The following is a 17,640-nucleotide window of genomic DNA, read 5'->3' as shown; positions in this document are numbered from 1 at the left end:
CTGTCTGCGCTATAATAAATTGACTTTATAGCTACTGATTAGTTATAAAACTCATGAAAAGCGACAAATAGTTGCTACAAACAAGGAGGTTATTTCATGTTAACGAAAAAAACACTTGTCATGCTTTCTACTCTCACGCTTGTAACAACATGCGTAGCATTCAGCACTCCAACTACTGAAACAGCTGCTAAAGATACCTACTCACAAAAAATTGAAACTAAAGCAGAAACGAGGCCTACGCTTCGTAAAGGTTCTCACTCTAGCTACGTAAAAGACTTACAGCAAAGCTTAAAAGATGTGAAGTATAACACATCAGTTGATGGAATTTTCGGTACGCGAACACAAAACGTAGTAAAAGAATTTCAAATCGACCACAGCTTGTCTCCAGATGGTATTGTTGGTCCCTTAACATGGGCAGCTTTAGATGAGAACAAGGTAGAAAGAAAGCAATTTCCTGTCAGCACAGCTATTACATTCGGTAAAAAAGAACTCGGTGACAACATTGTCTTCAGTACAGACGACCGCTTACGGAAAGATAACAACGATAAAGCTTACTACAGATTCGTAGCAAAAAACAAAGACTGGATGGATCAGGGCGGATCAGGTACCATAGGGTGGTATCATATTTACAAAAATGGAGATGTGATTGAAGCATCCAATTAAACCTATTTACAAATAACGGTTCGAAAAAAGCCTTCATAATCACTCTTTTGAGTGATTTACTACTTCTCTTACAGAATGCTAAAATTTAAAGGAATCATTCCGTAGGTATTTTACTTGAACAAGAACAGCTTTTTCTCCCCGCAGCTGTTCTTGTTATTTTTTAATAAAAATGAAAAAAGCAGCATGCTGAACATTCCACACGCTGCTTTTTGCGATTACAGGACTACTCTGCAGGTCGAGGTCCTGCTTCTCGTCCTGAGCTCTCTACCGTTAGTATTGGTCGAACGGTGATATCTTCATTTACACGAATTTGACATGATAAGCGCAAGTGATCTTCAATTGAACTTTCTGAGTATGCATTTTTCTCTGCGTGTGTTAAATCACAATATTCACCTTCAAGCACTTCTACCCTGCAAGTCGTGCATTTAGCTTTCCCGCCGCATCGATGAAGAATATTTATACCGTTGTCTTCGAGTGCCAAGACAAGCTTTTTTCCTTTTGCCACTTCAAAACTTCCGTATCCTAAAACGGTTACTCTTGGCATGTATCTCCCTCTTTCCCTCTACTGTGTACAAGCGATTTGAATTATACTATATGCAGTTTCTTTTTATTGCATGCCTAAATAAGTTGCAATCCATTTACTGATTGCGACGTCTGTTTGTACGTTACAGGCCCCTTTTACATGCCTAAATCCAATTAAGAAGACCATCGTTTTGTAATACGGCAACTAAAACGACAATCCCAAGTATAATAACAGGTATCAGTGCTTTTAAAATTTGATACTTAGATAATTCTATACGTTGAGGCTCCTTTAACAAATGACTTTGATTTAACTCAGTATTGTTTTCACTTTCTTTATGATTCATGTTCCTCTGCCTTTCTATTTTTTATAGTGCGGTTCATATCTACTTCTGCTGAAATCACAAAAATAGACACAGAATTTCTTCATAAAAACCATCTTAACCTTTTTAAGAACATGCTATACTAACAATTCTATTTTAAAAGAAGTCCCTATCATATGTTTCAAACAAATTCACCTTGTTTCTCCTTTTAATAGCGTCAGATCAGAAGACTAGACTTTTTCACATCACTAAGTGCATGAGCAAGGTCGTTATTTATAATCAAAAGTAAAACCCCATAACGAGTCATGGGGTTTTACTTCGTACGTTGGTTTTTTGGAATTTTAATTTGTTTAATATCTCCCAGCACATAAATATAAAAAATTAAGCCTAGCAACAATACAATTCCTGCTACAATAAAGCTTAGATTAAAAGAACCAGTTTTATCCAAAAGATATCCCGTTAAAGCTGTAGCTATAATTCCACCAAACAAATTATTAGCTAAATTAACAATAGAACTGAGAAGAGAAATAGAGCCTGCAGGCGCAATTTCAGCAGAAATTGACCAGCCGATTGGTGCCGTTGCAGATATACCTGCCAGTCCAATCGAGATACAAATCATCGCTACTACAACACTATTGGTGAAAATAGAGCCTAAAAAAACAAACCCTAAGCATAATCCTACAACAATGATCGTGCGATATACTTTTTGACTGTTATATCCCTTTTTTATGAGGTAATCAACAAGCCAACCGCCAACTAAAATGCCAGCAAATGTAGCAATTAGCCAAGGTACTGCCGTAAGCAGACCCGATGACATGATATCCATACCGTATTTTTCTTTTAAAAAAGTTGGCAGCCACGTTAACAGTAAATTAAACGTATATCCATAGCCTGTAAACCCAATCATTAGCCCCCAAACTTTTCGATTCGTAAATAATACTTTTAAGGTATGTAAAAATTTTGATGTTTGTTCATCGTTCGCATTTAGATTATTTTCTTGAATATACTTCAACTCATCATCTGATATGCGTCTATGCTTTTCCGGTTTTTCGTAATAAAACCAAAACAGCAGCGTAAACAGCACGTTTATAATTCCAATGGATAAAAATGCTGTGCGCCAATCAAATTTGGTGATGAGAAACGCTACAAGAGGCGCGCCAAGTACATTTGAAAATTTGGCCGCTGAATCAAACAAAGAATTTGGCAAGCTTCTTTCGTTTGGAGGAAACCATAGAGACGTAGCTTTTGACGCTGCTGGAAATGCTGAAGCACTCATTATTCCTATTAAAAACCGGACGATATAGAGAAGAAGTTTTCCTTGCAAAAAAGCCATCGACATCGTTAATAAACTCCAAATCACCATACCAACTCTTGTTACCCATGCCACTCCGAATCGATCAAGCAAGCTTCCGGCAGGTATTTGCATGATCGTATAAGAATACGTATAAATAGAAAAGACAATTCCGAGCTCTGTTCCCGTTAAGTGAAATGCATCTTGTATTGCAGGAGCGGCCACTGACACCGCTACACGATCAAAATAATTTAAAATAATCATACTGCTTAACAAAGATGAAATGAACCATCGTGTGCGTCCTGTTCGCTTTACTGTATGTTCACTCATAACTAGCTCCTTTCATCAGTAGTTTGTTCGTTTTATTACCGTAGCATTCTACTTAATACCACAACTTCTTTTGAAAGGAACATACGTTTTCTTCATCCATCATGCAAGAAATCTCTCATGATAAAACATAAAACAAGAAGTAAACAAAAAGAGATTGAGTCATAACTAAATCAATCCAAACTACAGACAAACAGATAGGGGAAAGGAGATCGTATGAATCACTGGTTATACCGCTAGAAGCCACCACCTACATGAAACCTGCGTTCACCATAACAATGAAAAAATCCGAACGAGTTGGATTCTCAATCAAGAATCTCGATTCATCGTTCGGATCTTCCTTCACCTAAAATACTTTTGTACTAGCCTCTTTTTTCGCTAACAGTCTATTTGGTTGAAAGTTCACTTTCGGTTACCCACTTGTGATTTTTCACTTTCTCTCCGCCGTTACTCGGCGTGTAGTCTACCATGTACACCGTTGTTTTTTCGGCTGAATCAATCGTTGCTTTTGCCCCTTTCATACCTTTCATATGATCTGCTTCAAGCGTTACTTCGCTACCTGGCTTTAACTGCTCGTTACCCGCATCTTTTATTTCTTCTTGAATAACCCACTTATGATTTTTTACTTTTTTTCCGCCAGTCTTTGGCGTATACGAAACGGTATAGGCCGTAGTGTCGTAAGCACCAACAATCGTTGCTTCAGCCCCGTTCATGCCTTTCATATGATCTGCTTTTATAACGGCTTTATCTCCAACTTTATATGTTGGATTCTCAGCTTGCTTTAATCCTTTTGGAACCTCTCCTGAACTAGAGTGATTCATTTCTGAGTGATCGTGCATGGATTCGTTTTTGTCAGCTGAAGGCTTTTCATGACTAGAATCGTTTCCGCATCCGCTTAGTCCAATAATGACAGATGCACCAAGAATAAATAGCTGTTTTTTCATAACAGTCCCTCTTTTCTACATTATAAATTTTTGTTAAAGAACTCTCTAATCTATGGAAATGATCGATATCCTTTTCTTTATTGTAGCCAGACTTTGTGCAGATTTTGTGAAGATACGAGCAGTTTGGTAAAAAGAATTCCTTTGCCTAAAAAGACCTGCGTATGAATCACTTACCACAAGGAGAAAGTATAAAAATAAAAGGAGGAAAGAAACATGCTAAAAATACGCTTTGCTCTGTCCTCACTCTTACTTGCAGTTAGCTTGGTGATGGGAGCCCCCTTTGCTTCCGCACACTCCACGCTCTCATCTAGCGTACAAAAGATAGAAGTAACGTCCATTAAAATGAAAACGCTCAAAACATTTATCGATGAACAAGATATGAATGCATTCACCAATAGTATAAAAAAGGCACAGCATATGAAAATTCTCTTAGATGAAGAATCTGCTGGGAGCATCGATTGTAAAATGACCATTACCTATGGAGATGGTTCTAGCCGTCATTATTTCATTTGGATTATGGATGATGGACGTGATGTGTTAATTGCTCAGCAAAAGCATCCAGAAGACCTTCATCTTAAAGGGTATGAATTGAATCAAAAAAATTCCTTGTACCTAACAAAACTGCTAAAGAATATTCTTTAGCAGTTTTGCTTTTGGATCACTTTCACCGAGAGTGGCTCGATGACTCCAATATTTTTTAGTTTATATTGCCCACATAGCATATACTGCTATGACTGCGAGCACGTACAAAATAGCTGAGACGATCCACTTTTTCATATCTTATAGCCTCACTCTCTGCAATCGCAGTGCATTTAATACAACCGATACAGAACTAAAGGCCATCGCAGCTCCAGCGACCCAAGGGGCTAACAGCCCAACTGCTGCAATTGGAATACCAAGCGTGTTGTAGCCCATTGCCCAGAATAAGTTTTGCTTAATATTAGAAATCGTTTTTCTACTCATTTCAATCGCATCTGCAATGCTCATCAAGTCTCCTCGCATCAGGGTAATATCAGCGGCTTCCATCGCTACATCCGTTCCTGTTCCGATGGCCATTCCAATATCAGCTAACGCAAGTGCAGGAGCATCATTAATACCGTCTCCTACCATTGCGACTTTTTTACCTTGCTGCTGAAGCTTTTTCACTTCTTCTGCTTTGCCTTCTGGCAACACTTCTGCTATAACGTGCTCAATACCCGCTTGCATCGCAATAGCCTGAGCTGTTTGACGATTATCACCTGTAATCATCATCACTTCTAAGCCCATTTCTTTTAACGTGGAAACTGCTTCTTTAGAAGTCGCTTTAATGGTATCTGCAACAGCAAGCATGCCGGCATATTTTCCGTCAAGAGCAACGAGCATAGCTGTTTTTCCTTCTCGTTCTAAATTTGTCATTTCTTCTAAGGCTGTATCAATATTCACTTTATACTGGTTCATAAGCTTTCTTGTTCCCACTAACAGCTCTCGCTCTTGTACAGTTGCTTTTACTCCATACCCTGGAATAGCTTCAAAAGATAACGGATCTTGAATCTCTATACCTTTATTTTTTATACCTGCTACGAGTGCTTGAGCTAGAGGATGCTCCGATAAACGCTCAGCCGATGCAACTAACTGTAATAGCTCATTTTCTTCGTAGCCTTGTGCAATACGTACATCGGTTAACTCAGGGGTTCCATTTGTAACAGTTCCCGTTTTATCTAAAAGAATCGTATCGATTTTATGCGTTGCTTCTAAATGCTCGCCGCCTTTGAATAAAATACCAAATTCTGCTGCGCGGCCCGACCCCGCCATAATGGAAGTTGGAGTAGCTAAGCCTAAAGCGCATGGACATGCGATCACTAGTACGGCAATAAGCTTTTCTAAAGCCGGTGCAAATTCGCCAGGCGCAATCCAAATATACCAAACAAAGAAAGTAAGAAGAGCAATTCCAACTACAATTGGCACGAATATACCTGAAATATAGTCAGCTAATCGCTGAATAGGCGCTTTAGACCCCTGCGCTTCTTCTACTACTTTAATAATTTGCGCAAGCGCCGTCTCTCTGCCAACGTTTGTAGCTTTTATTTTTAGAAAACCATTTTTATTGAGTGTGGCTCCGATTACTTTATCTCCAATGTTTTTATCTACCGGTACGCTTTCACCTGTCAGCATAGACTCATCTAAAGCTGATTGCCCTTCAATAATCTCTCCGTCTACAGGTACTTTTTCACCAGGTTTAATAAAAATAACTTCGCCTTTTTGCACTTCTTCCACTGGAATTTCAACTTCCGCTCCGTCTCTTATTACAACGGCCGTTTTAGCCTGTAAGCCCATCATCTTTTTAATTGCTTCTGAAGAACGGCCTTTGGCGTTTACTTCAAATAATTTTCCTAAAAGAATAAGCGTAATCAATATAGCGCTCGTTTCATAGTAAAGCTGATCCGTATGAGCAGATGACCCAAGCGATTTAAGAGAAGAGTATAGACTGTAGAAATAAGCTGCGCTTGTGCCTAGTGCTACTAAAACATCCATGTTGGCGCTTTTGTTACGCAGAGCTTTAAATGCGCCTACATAAAATTGCTTCCCTACCACGAATTGAACAGGCGTAGCTAAAGCGAGCTGAACCCATGGATTCATCAGCATATGAGGTAAAGGAATAAACGACGTAAACGTAAAATGGCTAACCATTGCCCATAATAACGGTACGCTTAAAATAAACGAAAACCAAAATTTTCCTTTTTGTTTACTCAGTTCTTTTTCTCTGTAGCTTTGCTCTTCTTCTTTTTCTTCCGACTTTAGCTTTGCTCCGTATCCAAGCTTTTCAACTCGCTGCATTATATCTTGCGGAGCTATTTGAGAAGGGCTGTATTCAACAGAAGCCGTTTCTAAAGCAAGGTTAACGCTTGCCTTTGTCACGCCTTCTAATTTGTTTAATCCTTTTTCAATACGAGTCGAACAAGCGGCGCACGTCATGCCCGTAATAGCAAATTCGGCTTTTTCACTTACAACTCCGTACCCAAGCTTTTCGATTTTTTCTTCAAATGCCTGTGGATTTGTTTTATCCGGATCAAATATGATAGTAGATCTTTCCAAAGCCAAATTCACGTTTGCTTCTTTTACACCTTCTATTTTTTTTAATCCTTTTTCAATTCGGTTAGAACACGCTGCACATGTCATACCCGTAATTTGCAAGGTGGCTTCTTTTTGTTTGTCACTCATCACGTTTCGCCTCCTGTTATATACCTATAAGGGGTATATATTTTTCCTAAATCAAGCGTGCGGAGGTATTCGCACGCGATGCTGTTTATGCTACGTCATAACCTTGGTCATCAATAGCCTCTTTAATATCTTCGACCGTTACTTGACTTGGATCAAATGCAACTGTTACTTTTGCATCTTCTAAGCTTACTTCTACGCTTTTAACGCCATTAAGTTCGCCTACGCCGCCTTCAACAGCTTTGACACAATGACCGCAAGACATTCCTTGTACTGATAATGTTACGTTTTCCATTTCTAGCATCTCCTTTATTTCATTAATCGTTTAATGGTTGTTAATAATTCATCTACTACTTCTTCATCACCATCTTGCACACGTTCTACAATGCAATGCTTCAAGTGACCTTCAAGCAAAATTTTACTTACACTATTTAAAGCAGACTGCGCAGCTGCGATTTGAGTAATCACGTCGTCACAATACGTATCTTTTTCAATTAATCCTTTAATTCCTCGAATTTGTCCTTCAATTCGATTTAATCGGCTTGTTAGATTTTTTTTCACTTCTGGAGAATGGTGACTTTTTCTTTCACTATTTATCGTACAACATTTTTCTTCACTATTCATGTGATTCGCTTCGACCATCTAACATCCTCCCTTCATGACTTCATCATACTATACCCCCCTACCCTATGTAAAGAGAAAAGGTGACTTCTGCTTACTTTATCTTTTCACCAATTTCGATAGCTATGCTCATATCATTTTCAACTAACATCAACCCACTTATAGCCTATTCCCCATACGGTTTGCAGGTATTCGTCTACAGGAAAACCCGCTTTTCTAAGCTTATCCCGAACATTTCGCACATGGGAGTCAATAGTACGATCTCCAATCTCCGCCTCATATCCCCACACTAACACAAGCAAGTCGTCTCGGCTGAACACACGATTTAAATGCTGAAGAAGTAACCCTACTAATTCAAACTCTTTAGGCGTCACTTGAATGTGCTGATTTTTATATTGTAATACGTGGTCTTCCTTGCTCCATACTAACCCTTTATAGGTGATTTCATTCTTTTCTTTTAAGGAACGTCTAAGAACCGCACTGATGCGTGCAACCAATTCTTCTTCGCTAAACGGTTTAGTAATATAGTCGTCTGCCCCTATATTTAATCCTTTTACTACATCTAACGTTTGGCTGCGGGCTGTGAGCATAATGACTGGTATATCAGACATTTTTCTTACTTCTTGGCAAATTTCCCACCCGTCTTTGCTTGGCATCATAATATCTAATAACATCAAATCTGCTTTGTTACCTTCATAAAGATAGCGTAGCGCTTCTGTGCCCTTTTCAAATTTTATACATGTAAATCCGTTTGGCAGCAGATAAAGTTTTAGTAAATCCAGCATCCTTGCTTCATCATCCACTAATAAAATAGTTGCCATCCTATCCATCCTCTCTTAATACAATCTCTACAGTCGTTCCTTTTTCCATCTCGCTTGTGATTGTTATTTCCCCTCCATGAGCCTCTATTATCTCTTTTATAATTGATAAGCCTAATCCGTAACCTCCGCTTTTTCTCGAGCGGGATTTTTCCACTCGATACAGCTTGTCAAATACGTAAGGCAGATCTTTTTCTGGAATGCCTATTCCTTGATCTTTAAGAGTTATTGTCAATGATTCAGCTGATTTTTTTACAATTAAATCAATTTTAGTCCCTTCTTTTGAATATTTCATTGCGTTATCAAGTAAATTGATAATCACTTGCTGAAATCTTTCAGGATCTAGTGAAATGTAAAGACCTTGAGGGCAGCTTATGTCCAGCTCCATCTCTTTTTCTTTTAAAGCTAAATTAAAATGCGCGCATATGGTGTGCAAATATGTAGCCAGTTCTACTTTTTGTTTTTGAATAAAAAATGTATGCTGATCCAGCTGCGCCAGCTGAAACAAATCTTTGACTAACTGTGAAATTCTTTCCGCTTCTTCTTCCACAATAGCAAGATATTTATCACGTTCTTCTGTTGTATTAGAAGGCCTTCTTGCTACGTCCGCATAGCCCTTTAAATACATCAAAGGAGTTTGAAGTTCATGTGAAATGCTGCTTAAAAATTCATTTCTCTCTTTTCGTAACCGCTGCAGCTCATTCGCTAGCGACTGAATGGACATTCCTAATTGTCCGAGTTCATCTCTTGAATGAGCACCAAGCTTTACAGACAAATCTCCTTGACTCAGCTTCTCGGTTGCTTTTTTCATCTTGATTAAAGGAGCGGTTATAAATTTAGACAGAGCAAAAATAGTCACAATCGAAAATAAAATGGAAACAGCTCCCGCTACGTAAAAATGATGCTGTAGTCTCGCAATCATTTCGTGAATATCATTTGTGTTTTTGAACATATAAACGGTTCCGAACTGCTGACGGCCTTTTTTAATAGGTGATGCTGTGGCGATATAAGGTTTGCTTTTCCAGTCGCCTTGCATAATTTCACCTTTGTATGTAAGAGACTTTCCTTTCCATTTCTCTACTGCTTTTCTTGCACCTTGAATTAAAGGCCTGGACGAACTGATAATTTTTCCTGTTTTATCTGTTATGACAACATCAGTTTCTGCTTCAGATTCCATCAGTGCAACATGGTTAAGCGTAGCCGAATCATGATGCTTCTCTAATACTTCCCGGTGACTGTTTCCTCTTAAACGCAAACTTTCTAATTCCTCTGAAATTCGTGTGTTGGCAAGACCGCTATATAAGTAAAAAAAGAGAGCGGCTTCAATTAGTAAAATGAACATTAAAAATAAGAGTCCAAGCTTAATAGAAATTCTATTCATTTATTCACATCCTTTGCTTTCATTATAGAAGTAATAGTTGAAGAAACTGTGCAGAATACAAATGCGCCACAAAATAATTATCTTTATAATACGAAAATTCCCCCAATAAAAAGGTTCCTCTGTAGATACAACTGTACTGAATTGGTCAAATAAGCGTTATTCTCTGACATTTTACCATAGGTACACGGATACGTACGTACGCAGAACAGCATTTCAATGAACAAGAAAGGAATGTGAATGATCCCTATTGATACGTGTAAAAATGAAGGTTCTTTTAACTATCATTATTAAGCGAACTCTTTACTGTTTTTCTAATAAAAAAAGGTTAATCAGCAAAAGCTAATTAACCTCGTTAAATAGTGCAATTTCACCCAGTTCTCTCAGCTGAACTGTCTCTTGTTACCTGCAAATTTCCGGAGCGTTTTAATTTGTTCCACCCTACTCTTGTTCCTTTTAATGCAGCTAAAACTGCCTTCCAAGCTACCCATAGTAATAAGTAGCGATACACAATTCTTTGTATCACTAGAGCAATCAATGCTTTACTGCTTATTCGCTCTAATCTAAAGGCCACTAAGCAAACAAGAAAATCAACAATAAAGTAGCACCCGTATAGAAGAACCGAATGTTTCACATCTCCAGTACATAGCCTCAAAACAAATAAAAGGTCTAAAAATGGTGCAAATAAAGGAAAAATGAATTGAAACAGCAGCATATTAGGAAGAGCCATAAAACCTAATGCTTTATGCTTGCGCCCTCCAAAAGCTCTTTTGTGCTTCCACAAGCACTGTAAAGTCCCAAAGTTCCAGCGATGGCGCTGTTTGAGAAAATCTTTACGCTTTTCCGGTGCTTCTGTATATGCACTTGCTTTCTCTTCAATTGAAATTTTATAACCGCTGCGCAATATACGCAGAGACATGTCTGTATCTTCAGCTAATGTATCGGCCGTAAAATATCCTAATTCTTGAACAAGTTTTTTTCGCCATGCTCCTATTGCGCCTGGAACAACCGTCACGCAATTAAGCATGGAAAAAGCACGTTTCTCTAAATTAAAACCTGACACATATTCAATATGCTGCCATATTGTTAATAAATTACGGACATTTCCTACTTTGATGTTCCCAGATACCGCTCCTACTTTTTCATCGTTAAAGTGTCTCACCATAAGCGATATAGCTTCAGGTGAAATAATGGTATCGGCATCAATTGACACAATAATATCTCCTTGTGCTTTTTGGATACCCAAATTGATCGCCGCAGCCTTTCCTCCGTTTTTCTTTCGAAGAAGATGAAACTTGTCATTGTTTTTAAAAGCTTCAGTAACAGCCTTTGATGTGCCATCTGTTGAACCATCATCAACCATAATAATCTCAAGGTTTTGATATGAACTCTTCAACACCGATTTAATTGTCCTGTTTATGACATTCTCTTCGTTGTATGCAGCGACAACTACGCTGACTAAAGGCTGATATGAAGCATCAAACTGCAGTTTATCAGCTTTTCTTTTATGTTTAAGAGCAAGATAAAATACAATAAGCAAACGCAGTGTAAATACAATTAATGTTCCATAAAACAAAACGAAAAAAACAGTATGTAGCGCAGCAATATTCGCTAGAATCAATTTGATGTTTTGAATAATCGGATTCTCTGCTTTTAAAACGGCGGGCATTGTACTTTCCCTGCTTTTGTTCGTCAAATCCCCTGCTGTTACAAATGTATACCCTTGCGCCTGCAGCTTTTCAATGATTTGAGGCAGTGCTTCTACTGTTGCTTCTCGGTTTCCTCCTCCATCATGAAGTAAGATAATATCACCGTTCTCTGCTTGCTTCATCACACGGTTTACAATTTCTTTACTATTTTTAGCTTTCCAGTCACTCGAATCAATATCGTAGTTAACAGTTATATATCCCATCTTCGTCGTATCCGCCATTTTTTGAAATGAAGCTGGGTCATATACCGTTTCATCGTAACCATTATAAGTGTTTTGATTATCTCCATACGGAGGCCGATATAAAATAGATGAATGACCAGTTATACCTTGAATGACTCGTTCTGTTGCATTTACTTCATACTTTAGCTGATTTTTAGAAATATTGATTGTATTTGGATGGAAAAATGTATGATTTCCAATTTCATGACCATCTTCATATACTTGTTTAACAATATCTTGATGAAATACTGCATTTTCACCAATCATAAAGAAAGTAGCTTTTACATCATGGGCTTTTAAAATTTTTAAAATTTTCTCTGTGTATTCAGGATCTGGCCCATCATCAAATGTCAAAACAATTTCTTTGTTAAATATTTTGCTCAGCCGCTCAATCTCAGGAGCTTGCGGCATTGCTGTGTACTCTTCCCCTGAAATAAATCCTTTCGAATCAAAAGCAAAACGTCTTTCTCCTGAAGAAGCCTCTGTTTTTGCATGAAGTATGCTTCCTTCTCCATAATTGTAAGCAATTTCTCCATTTTTGACAGTCTGAATCTCACTTACTTTATGTCCTTTTACTACATCCCACACAGACGGGTCTTCCGTTCCCAGTCTCCATAAAGCAACTCCTTTGGCACCGCTTGATGAAGCAGCTTTCCACTGGTTATAAAATGTCACGCTGTCCAAAAACCATAGCTCATGCGTACCCGTTCCGTCTTTATAATTTACATACGGCGTTTTGCTTTTATCATCCCACTCTACATTCAAGTGGGCTTTTTGAGCCATTCGCATGACGTCTTCAAATGATACAACCTCTCCGCCTTGCTTGCTCTTTTCATCCCAGTCATATCCATAGTTTCCAAGACTAACAATCATCTTATCTTTTAACGATTTTGATAAATTGTTTTGATACCAAGAAAATGAAGCAATAGGACCCGGGCTTTGAAAGTGCTCGTCGTACATCATTAAAATCATACGGTCATTATACTGTTCTAAACGGCTATAATCGAATGCTTTATTAGCTGGAGGCACATCCATAGTTACCATTAACCCATCTTCATGGAAGGCTGTATAAAGTTTCTTCATAAAGTCTGTTAGTAAATCTCTGTCGCTGCTTTTGATATTTTCAAAATCTATATTTACCCCATCATATCCATTTTCTTTAATTTGATGATGTAAATTATGTATGAGTTTGGATTGTTCCTGAGGAGATTGCAGCAAGCGGTGAACCGTTTGCTCATCCCATTTTCCATTTGACTCATTTGTCAGCAACGGTAAAACCTTTGTATGATGCTTTTTAGCAAAATCTCCGATACCTTTTTGAACACTGCTTTTTAATTCCAAGTTCGAATTTAATGAAAACCATTGAGGTACAAGAACGTCAATTTGGTCAATATTATTTTTTAATGAACGTTCACTATTTTTATCCCAATTAACATAGAACGCATAAAAATCATCTTTGTTCACAATCCGGTTTTCTAAAAACTTTTTATGAGACTCATCTTCTGAAAAAGAAGAGAGCTGGCCGCTATCGTTATCGGACGGATAAATAGTCGAAAATTCATTCTTTTCTTCAGTCCCCCATGTTGGCAAGACCGGATTAAAGTGAAGACTTAAGCCTGAAACGAAAGCTGAAAAAAGAGTAAAAATGATTACGAGTATAAATAGACTTATAATGATATGCCATCGTTTTAGAGAACTAGTCTCAAAAATGAATTTTTTCTTACTTTTGTCCGTGTGCGAACCAGCCGTCTTCTCACCTCGCCTGTTCTTTTTGTTGAATCGTGTTGTTTGCACATGCATACCTGCTTTCTATCCTTTTTAGCTATGATATAAAGGAAAAAACGTTTCTACCTCTGTTTTTATATCCTCTACGTATTTTTATCACTTTCTCTACACCTTTTACTTTGTTAGGAGAAAAAAGTGTAGAGATCGCGTTGTTTTTGTAAAAAGTCATATACTCAAAAGAGCGAAAACTTTTATACCCCTGTGCGTCTGACACTATAAGTTTTTCTGCAAACAAAAGGATAACAGAAGTAAATCAAGCGGTATATATGCTAATTTATCGAATTTAGAGATAACTTATGGAAGTGTAAGGCTTTACAGCTATATCTTCTTCTAGGTCTTATCTCGTCTTATTAGTTATTTAGACATGTATTTTTTCATTTTCTTAAAGCTTTCTAATAAAAGTAGTGTATTGCTTGGAGTTTTTACCGTATTGAAAATTTCCAACCAGCTAAAGCACTAGACGATTTAAAAGGCGACACAGATTAACTCATAACAAAAAGCATGTTCTCCAAGGAGAACATGCTTTTTATTTAACAATGATAACAGGACATTCTGCGGATTGAGCAACTTCGTGACTTACACTTCCTAAAAATGTCTCTTTAACAAAGCCCTTTCCTTGACTTCCTATTACAATGACGTCTTGTTGATTGTCATGTGCGTATTCGATAATCTTCTTTGAAGCGGTGCCCTCTAAACCGTATGCCTCATATGGAATACCTGATTGAGTTAAATGATTGTGAGCTTCAGATAAAATATCGCGGTTTTCTTCTTCTATCAGTGCATCTAAGTCAACGCTAAAAACAGGCTGCTGCAAGTGAATTCTTTCCTTAATATGTACAATTGTCAGCTTATTAGCATTTACGCTTTTAGCTAGTTTACTTGCATGTTGAAGAGCACGAATAGAAGGTGCGGAACCGTCAAAGGCGACTAAGATTTTATTATACATATAAAGAACCCTCTCTTTTTTTTGTTCTTTCGTGATGTATTACTATCTAGATGCTGTAGATGATAAAGCAAAAAATAATAAAGTAAGAGACTTCCTGGTTTTTGCTTTATCATCCATACTATACTTTTACCGCTTTCAGAAAAAACAAAACATTTATCCGTTTTTTTCCATATAAAAAGCCTTTGCTCACTAAAAGCAAAGGCTGATTGTTTATGTTAGTAGGTTATTTAACAAACTTCTTTTAACTCTTCAGTTAAACGTAAAAAAGTTTCTTTATCTCTTTTTTCTAAAGACTGATCAATTTGCAGTAAAAGCTGTGCTTTTTTAAAGTCACGAAGAGATTTGTTTAGCACTAGTTGAGCTGCTGTCGCGTCTGATACTTTTACTTCTTCTTGTGTCATTTTGCGGGACGTATAGTTTTCCATTACAAGTCAACTCCTCATCCTTTTCGCTATTATATAAGAAATCATATAATTATTCAAATATTTTTTCTTATTTTTCATTTTAAATTTGACCTCCAAAAAACGAGATTGAGACATCACGAAATCAATCCAATCTAAAGATGAACAAATGAGATAAAGGAGCTAGTATCGATGACTTTTTATACCGCTGTTGATTTCCGTGCAAGACTTTGCTTTCAGCGGGCGGCCGATGAGCCTCCTCGTCGCTTACGCTCCTGCGGCGTCTCATCTGTTCCGCTTTTCCCGCAGGAGTCTTCGCCTTGCCCTCCGATCACCAGCTAAAAGCAACTAAACAGATGAAACCTACGTTCACCATAACAACAAAAAAACGAACTAACAATCAATAATTTCGATTATTAGTTCGTTTTGTACTTTGACTAAAATACTTTTGTCTCAGCCTCTTGTTATCACAACCACTCTGGTCGTGAAGAACCTCGAGGAACGAGAACCGTCTTATATTCCCCTGGAGTTTCCGACATCTCGATTTGTTCTGTAAGCCCTTGGTACAATCCTAAAGGTGTTTGGGCTGTAAAGAGATCCGGTGCAATGTACTCGTGCTTCTCTGACGAACCAGCTGTTTGATGAGCGTACGCTTTGTCATAGATGCCCATTGATAAAATCCATAAAGATACGCGATCCAATGATACACGCACACGGTAGCTGCCTCCTTCTTTTGCTCTTCTTTCCAGTGCCATTAAAGCACCGACTTCAAGCAACCAAGAAACCGCATAATCATTTACAACTACGATAGGAGGCAGCTTAGGATTTTCTGGCGATCCTTCTAACGCCATGACTCCCGTTACACTTCCCGCTGTTTGATCAAACCCATTTCTTTTTGCCCACTCTCCTTGCGTTCCGTGCAGGTTAACCGTGCAGTGAATGATTCCTGGTTTTAGTTCTGCACACTCTTCAGCTGTTAGACCGTATCTCTCTAGAAACCCGTATCGACGGTTCGCAAAAAAGATATCGGCTCCTTTTAGAAGTTCAACCATTTTTTCTTTTCCTTCTTTTTCACCGATATCCAGCGTTGAAGAGCGCATACCGACATTAGACGTAGCGTAAATCGTATCATGCTCCCAATCGGTTGGCTTCCAAATATTTAAGACGTCCGCACCGTGTAAAGCGAGAGCTCTACCAAATCCTGCTCCTGCAATAACATGACCAAGCCCTAATGCTCGAATACCATCTAGCGGCGTTTTAGGATCTTTTGAAAAAGGAATCGGCTCACTTTCTCCAATCTTTTCAATTTCAATTAAAGGAAGTTGCGCTACTTCTTCATACACGGACTCATTCATAAACTCTTCAATTGTCCGCACAACAGGCATGATAACTGCTCGCTCCGCTGCAGCTTTTTCTAATTCTTCTGCATTCCATCCGCGAATTGCTTTTGCCACTGCATCAGGGTCTTCTATACAATTTAACAGCTTTAGCGTTTCATGCTTAGAGCGTGGATATGGATTCAGCGGCATCACCCATTTGTCATCTTTTGTTTGATAAAAGCGAAAGCCTAATGGGTTATATGGATCATTTGCTTTACTTGGTGCGTACCCATTAAGCTTTTCCCATTTTTTATCGTAAAAAGGTGATAATCTTCGAATAGCTTTTCGTAAATCCATATGAATATCTTGACCTTTTCCTCCGCGTATTCTCCAAATTTTTGAGACAGCTACTGATTTAGCAACTAGTGCAATAGCTGCTGCTGAGGCAAGGCGCAGCGTACTAGGAACAATCGGATCTTCTCCGTAAAACGTAATGTTTCCTCCGCTGTCTTTTGCTGATAAGCCGACTCCTTGAAGCACATTTTCTAACTCTTGATAGATATCAAAATCACTATTATCCGTTAAACGATTTTCATTTGCTTTCACAATAGATTTTGTTAGCTGACCTTTAGTAATGTCGCTCACGTATAGTCCCTTCTTTCCTAATATAATTACCTCTACAATTACCTCATTATGTCCCTGCTTGCTGAAGTTATGCCCTCATCGAGTTAAAGCAAAACACTTTAAATATAACCTTTACGTTAACGTTAATATTATCTTAAAACGAATGTATCATATATCACTTATGCGAACAAATAATTTGTTTCATAGACAAACAAAAGCGCTTTATGTTTTTGTACATAAAACGCTTTTGTCCTACTTCAAATTTCCTTTTTTGAACTACTTTTCGATTGGTTTTTTTAATGCATGTAAATTTTCTTCTGCAGAAAGCATGACTTGGTTCATAATATCTTCCGCATCTTTAATTGCTTGATTATAAAAGTGAGGGCCGATATGTTCTTTAATAAACTCTAATACATTTTCTGCTGCAAATTCACTGATTTCTTCATCTCGTTCGTTATAAAAAAACGTTTGAATTTCATTCAGCATTTTATCTTTATCTTCTTTTGAAAAATTAATAAACATAAACAAAACTCCTCTTTACATTGATATCTGTCTA

At 37.8% G+C, this 17,640-nt stretch carries 16 protein-coding genes; 2 read left to right on the top strand and 14 right to left on the bottom strand.

What is annotated here, in order from left to right; translation table 11 throughout:
* The first annotated feature begins 96 nt into the window (after window positions 1–96).
* Window positions 97–663 (top strand): peptidoglycan-binding domain-containing protein, encoded by a 567-nt coding sequence (locus LIS78_RS10060; RefSeq protein WP_195780369.1) that lies wholly within the window; start codon window positions 97–99, stop codon window positions 661–663.
* A 223-nt stretch (window positions 664–886) separates the two neighbouring features.
* Here the strand turns inward: LIS78_RS10060 and LIS78_RS10055 are convergent, their stop codons facing one another.
* The 4 genes from LIS78_RS10055 to LIS78_RS10040 all read right to left on the bottom strand — a co-directional run bounded on the left by LIS78_RS10055 (window position 887) and on the right by LIS78_RS10040 (window position 4,067).
* Complete coding sequence (locus tag LIS78_RS10055) at window positions 887–1,207, bottom strand: 2Fe-2S iron-sulfur cluster-binding protein (RefSeq protein WP_028408845.1); 321 nt, start codon at window positions 1,205–1,207, stop codon at window positions 887–889.
* 142 nt (window positions 1,208–1,349) lie between these two features.
* Window positions 1,350–1,529 (bottom strand): hypothetical protein, encoded by a 180-nt coding sequence (locus LIS78_RS10050; protein ID WP_013082801.1) that lies wholly within the window; start codon window positions 1,527–1,529, stop codon window positions 1,350–1,352.
* A gap of 289 nt (window positions 1,530–1,818) precedes the next feature.
* The gene (locus LIS78_RS10045) at window positions 1,819–3,126 is read right to left on the bottom strand and encodes an MFS transporter (protein ID WP_097823661.1); all 1,308 of its coding nucleotides are present in this window, start codon (window positions 3,124–3,126) and stop codon (window positions 1,819–1,821) included.
* A gap of 383 nt (window positions 3,127–3,509) precedes the next feature.
* On the bottom strand, window positions 3,510–4,067 hold the full coding sequence (locus tag LIS78_RS10040; RefSeq protein WP_195780370.1) for a YdhK family protein: 558 nt from the start codon (window positions 4,065–4,067) through the stop codon (window positions 3,510–3,512).
* A 213-nt stretch (window positions 4,068–4,280) separates the two neighbouring features.
* Between LIS78_RS10040 and LIS78_RS10035 the strand changes: the two genes are divergently transcribed.
* Window positions 4,281–4,709: a hypothetical protein gene (locus tag LIS78_RS10035; protein WP_209151522.1), complete on the top strand. Its 429-nt coding sequence runs from the start codon at window positions 4,281–4,283 to the stop codon at window positions 4,707–4,709.
* Between the two features lie 138 nt (window positions 4,710–4,847).
* Here LIS78_RS10035 and LIS78_RS10030 read toward each other — a convergent pair whose 3' ends face one another.
* The 10 genes from LIS78_RS10030 to LIS78_RS09985 all read right to left on the bottom strand — a co-directional run bounded on the left by LIS78_RS10030 (window position 4,848) and on the right by LIS78_RS09985 (window position 17,606).
* On the bottom strand, window positions 4,848–7,265 hold the full coding sequence (locus LIS78_RS10030; RefSeq protein ID WP_252285081.1) for a heavy metal translocating P-type ATPase: 2,418 nt from the start codon (window positions 7,263–7,265) through the stop codon (window positions 4,848–4,850).
* Window positions 7,266–7,350: 85 nt separating this feature from the next.
* Window positions 7,351–7,557, bottom strand: a complete 207-nt coding sequence (gene copZ / locus LIS78_RS10025) for a copper chaperone CopZ (RefSeq protein WP_013082796.1) — start codon at window positions 7,555–7,557, stop codon at window positions 7,351–7,353.
* Between the two features lie 14 nt (window positions 7,558–7,571).
* Window positions 7,572–7,904: a metal-sensitive transcriptional regulator gene (locus LIS78_RS10020; protein ID WP_013056612.1), complete on the bottom strand. Its 333-nt coding sequence runs from the start codon at window positions 7,902–7,904 to the stop codon at window positions 7,572–7,574.
* A 119-nt stretch (window positions 7,905–8,023) separates the two neighbouring features.
* Entirely contained in the window at window positions 8,024–8,704 is a 681-nt protein-coding gene (locus LIS78_RS10015; protein WP_252285080.1) for a response regulator transcription factor, read from the bottom strand.
* Window position 8,705: 1 nt separating this feature from the next.
* Window positions 8,706–10,082, bottom strand: coding sequence for a sensor histidine kinase (locus LIS78_RS10010; RefSeq protein WP_195780374.1), 1,377 nt, complete (start codon window positions 10,080–10,082; stop codon window positions 8,706–8,708).
* A gap of 367 nt (window positions 10,083–10,449) precedes the next feature.
* Window positions 10,450–13,803 carry a trifunctional glycoside hydrolase family 18/polysaccharide deacetylase/glycosyltransferase family 2 protein gene (locus LIS78_RS10005; protein WP_252285078.1) on the bottom strand — a complete coding sequence of 1,118 codons (3,354 nt, stop codon included), beginning with the start codon at window positions 13,801–13,803 and terminating at the stop codon, window positions 10,450–10,452.
* Between the two features lie 517 nt (window positions 13,804–14,320).
* The gene (locus LIS78_RS10000; protein WP_025751987.1) at window positions 14,321–14,740 is read right to left on the bottom strand and encodes a universal stress protein; all 420 of its coding nucleotides are present in this window, start codon (window positions 14,738–14,740) and stop codon (window positions 14,321–14,323) included.
* Between the two features lie 227 nt (window positions 14,741–14,967).
* Window positions 14,968–15,165, bottom strand: coding sequence for an IDEAL domain-containing protein (locus LIS78_RS09995; RefSeq protein WP_013056608.1), 198 nt, complete (start codon window positions 15,163–15,165; stop codon window positions 14,968–14,970).
* Window positions 15,166–15,608: 443 nt separating this feature from the next.
* The gene (locus LIS78_RS09990) at window positions 15,609–17,105 is read right to left on the bottom strand and encodes a CoA transferase (protein ID WP_209151518.1); all 1,497 of its coding nucleotides are present in this window, start codon (window positions 17,103–17,105) and stop codon (window positions 15,609–15,611) included.
* Between the two features lie 255 nt (window positions 17,106–17,360).
* The gene (locus tag LIS78_RS09985) at window positions 17,361–17,606 is read right to left on the bottom strand and encodes a DUF2164 domain-containing protein (RefSeq protein WP_013082790.1); all 246 of its coding nucleotides are present in this window, start codon (window positions 17,604–17,606) and stop codon (window positions 17,361–17,363) included.
* Window positions 17,607–17,640: the final 34 nt, after the last annotated feature.

It is taken from the genome of Priestia megaterium, assembly GCF_023824195.1.
GTDB lineage: Bacteria > Bacillota > Bacilli > Bacillales > Bacillaceae_H > Priestia > Priestia megaterium_D.
The sequence above is the reverse complement of the archived record's forward strand: the minus strand, read 5'-3'. Positions and strand labels throughout refer to the sequence as shown.

Bases quoted from the DNA above. Each gene is read 5' to 3' on its own strand.
- LIS78_RS10060 (WP_195780369.1), top strand. From the start codon at position 97: ATGTTAACGAAAAAAACACTTGTCATGCTTTCTACTCTCACGCTTGTA.
- LIS78_RS10055 (WP_028408845.1), bottom strand. From the start codon at position 1,207: ATGCCAAGAGTAACCGTTTTAGGATACGGAAGTTTTGAAGTGGCAAAA.
- LIS78_RS10050 (WP_013082801.1), bottom strand. From the start codon at position 1,529: ATGAATCATAAAGAAAGTGAAAACAATACTGAGTTAAATCAAAGTCAT.
- LIS78_RS10045 (WP_097823661.1), bottom strand. From the start codon at position 3,126: ATGAGTGAACATACAGTAAAGCGAACAGGACGCACACGATGGTTCATT.
- LIS78_RS10040 (WP_195780370.1), bottom strand. From the start codon at position 4,067: ATGAAAAAACAGCTATTTATTCTTGGTGCATCTGTCATTATTGGACTA.
- LIS78_RS10035 (WP_209151522.1), top strand. From the start codon at position 4,281: ATGCTAAAAATACGCTTTGCTCTGTCCTCACTCTTACTTGCAGTTAGC.
- LIS78_RS10030 (WP_252285081.1), bottom strand. From the start codon at position 7,265: ATGAGTGACAAACAAAAAGAAGCCACCTTGCAAATTACGGGTATGACA.
- copZ (WP_013082796.1), bottom strand. From the start codon at position 7,557: ATGGAAAACGTAACATTATCAGTACAAGGAATGTCTTGCGGTCATTGT.
- LIS78_RS10020 (WP_013056612.1), bottom strand. From the start codon at position 7,904: ATGGTCGAAGCGAATCACATGAATAGTGAAGAAAAATGTTGTACGATA.
- LIS78_RS10015 (WP_252285080.1), bottom strand. From the start codon at position 8,704: ATGGCAACTATTTTATTAGTGGATGATGAAGCAAGGATGCTGGATTTA.
- LIS78_RS10010 (WP_195780374.1), bottom strand. From the start codon at position 10,082: ATGAATAGAATTTCTATTAAGCTTGGACTCTTATTTTTAATGTTCATT.
- LIS78_RS10000 (WP_025751987.1), bottom strand. From the start codon at position 14,740: ATGTATAATAAAATCTTAGTCGCCTTTGACGGTTCCGCACCTTCTATT.
- LIS78_RS09995 (WP_013056608.1), bottom strand. From the start codon at position 15,165: ATGGAAAACTATACGTCCCGCAAAATGACACAAGAAGAAGTAAAAGTA.
- LIS78_RS09985 (WP_013082790.1), bottom strand. From the start codon at position 17,606: ATGTTTATTAATTTTTCAAAAGAAGATAAAGATAAAATGCTGAATGAA.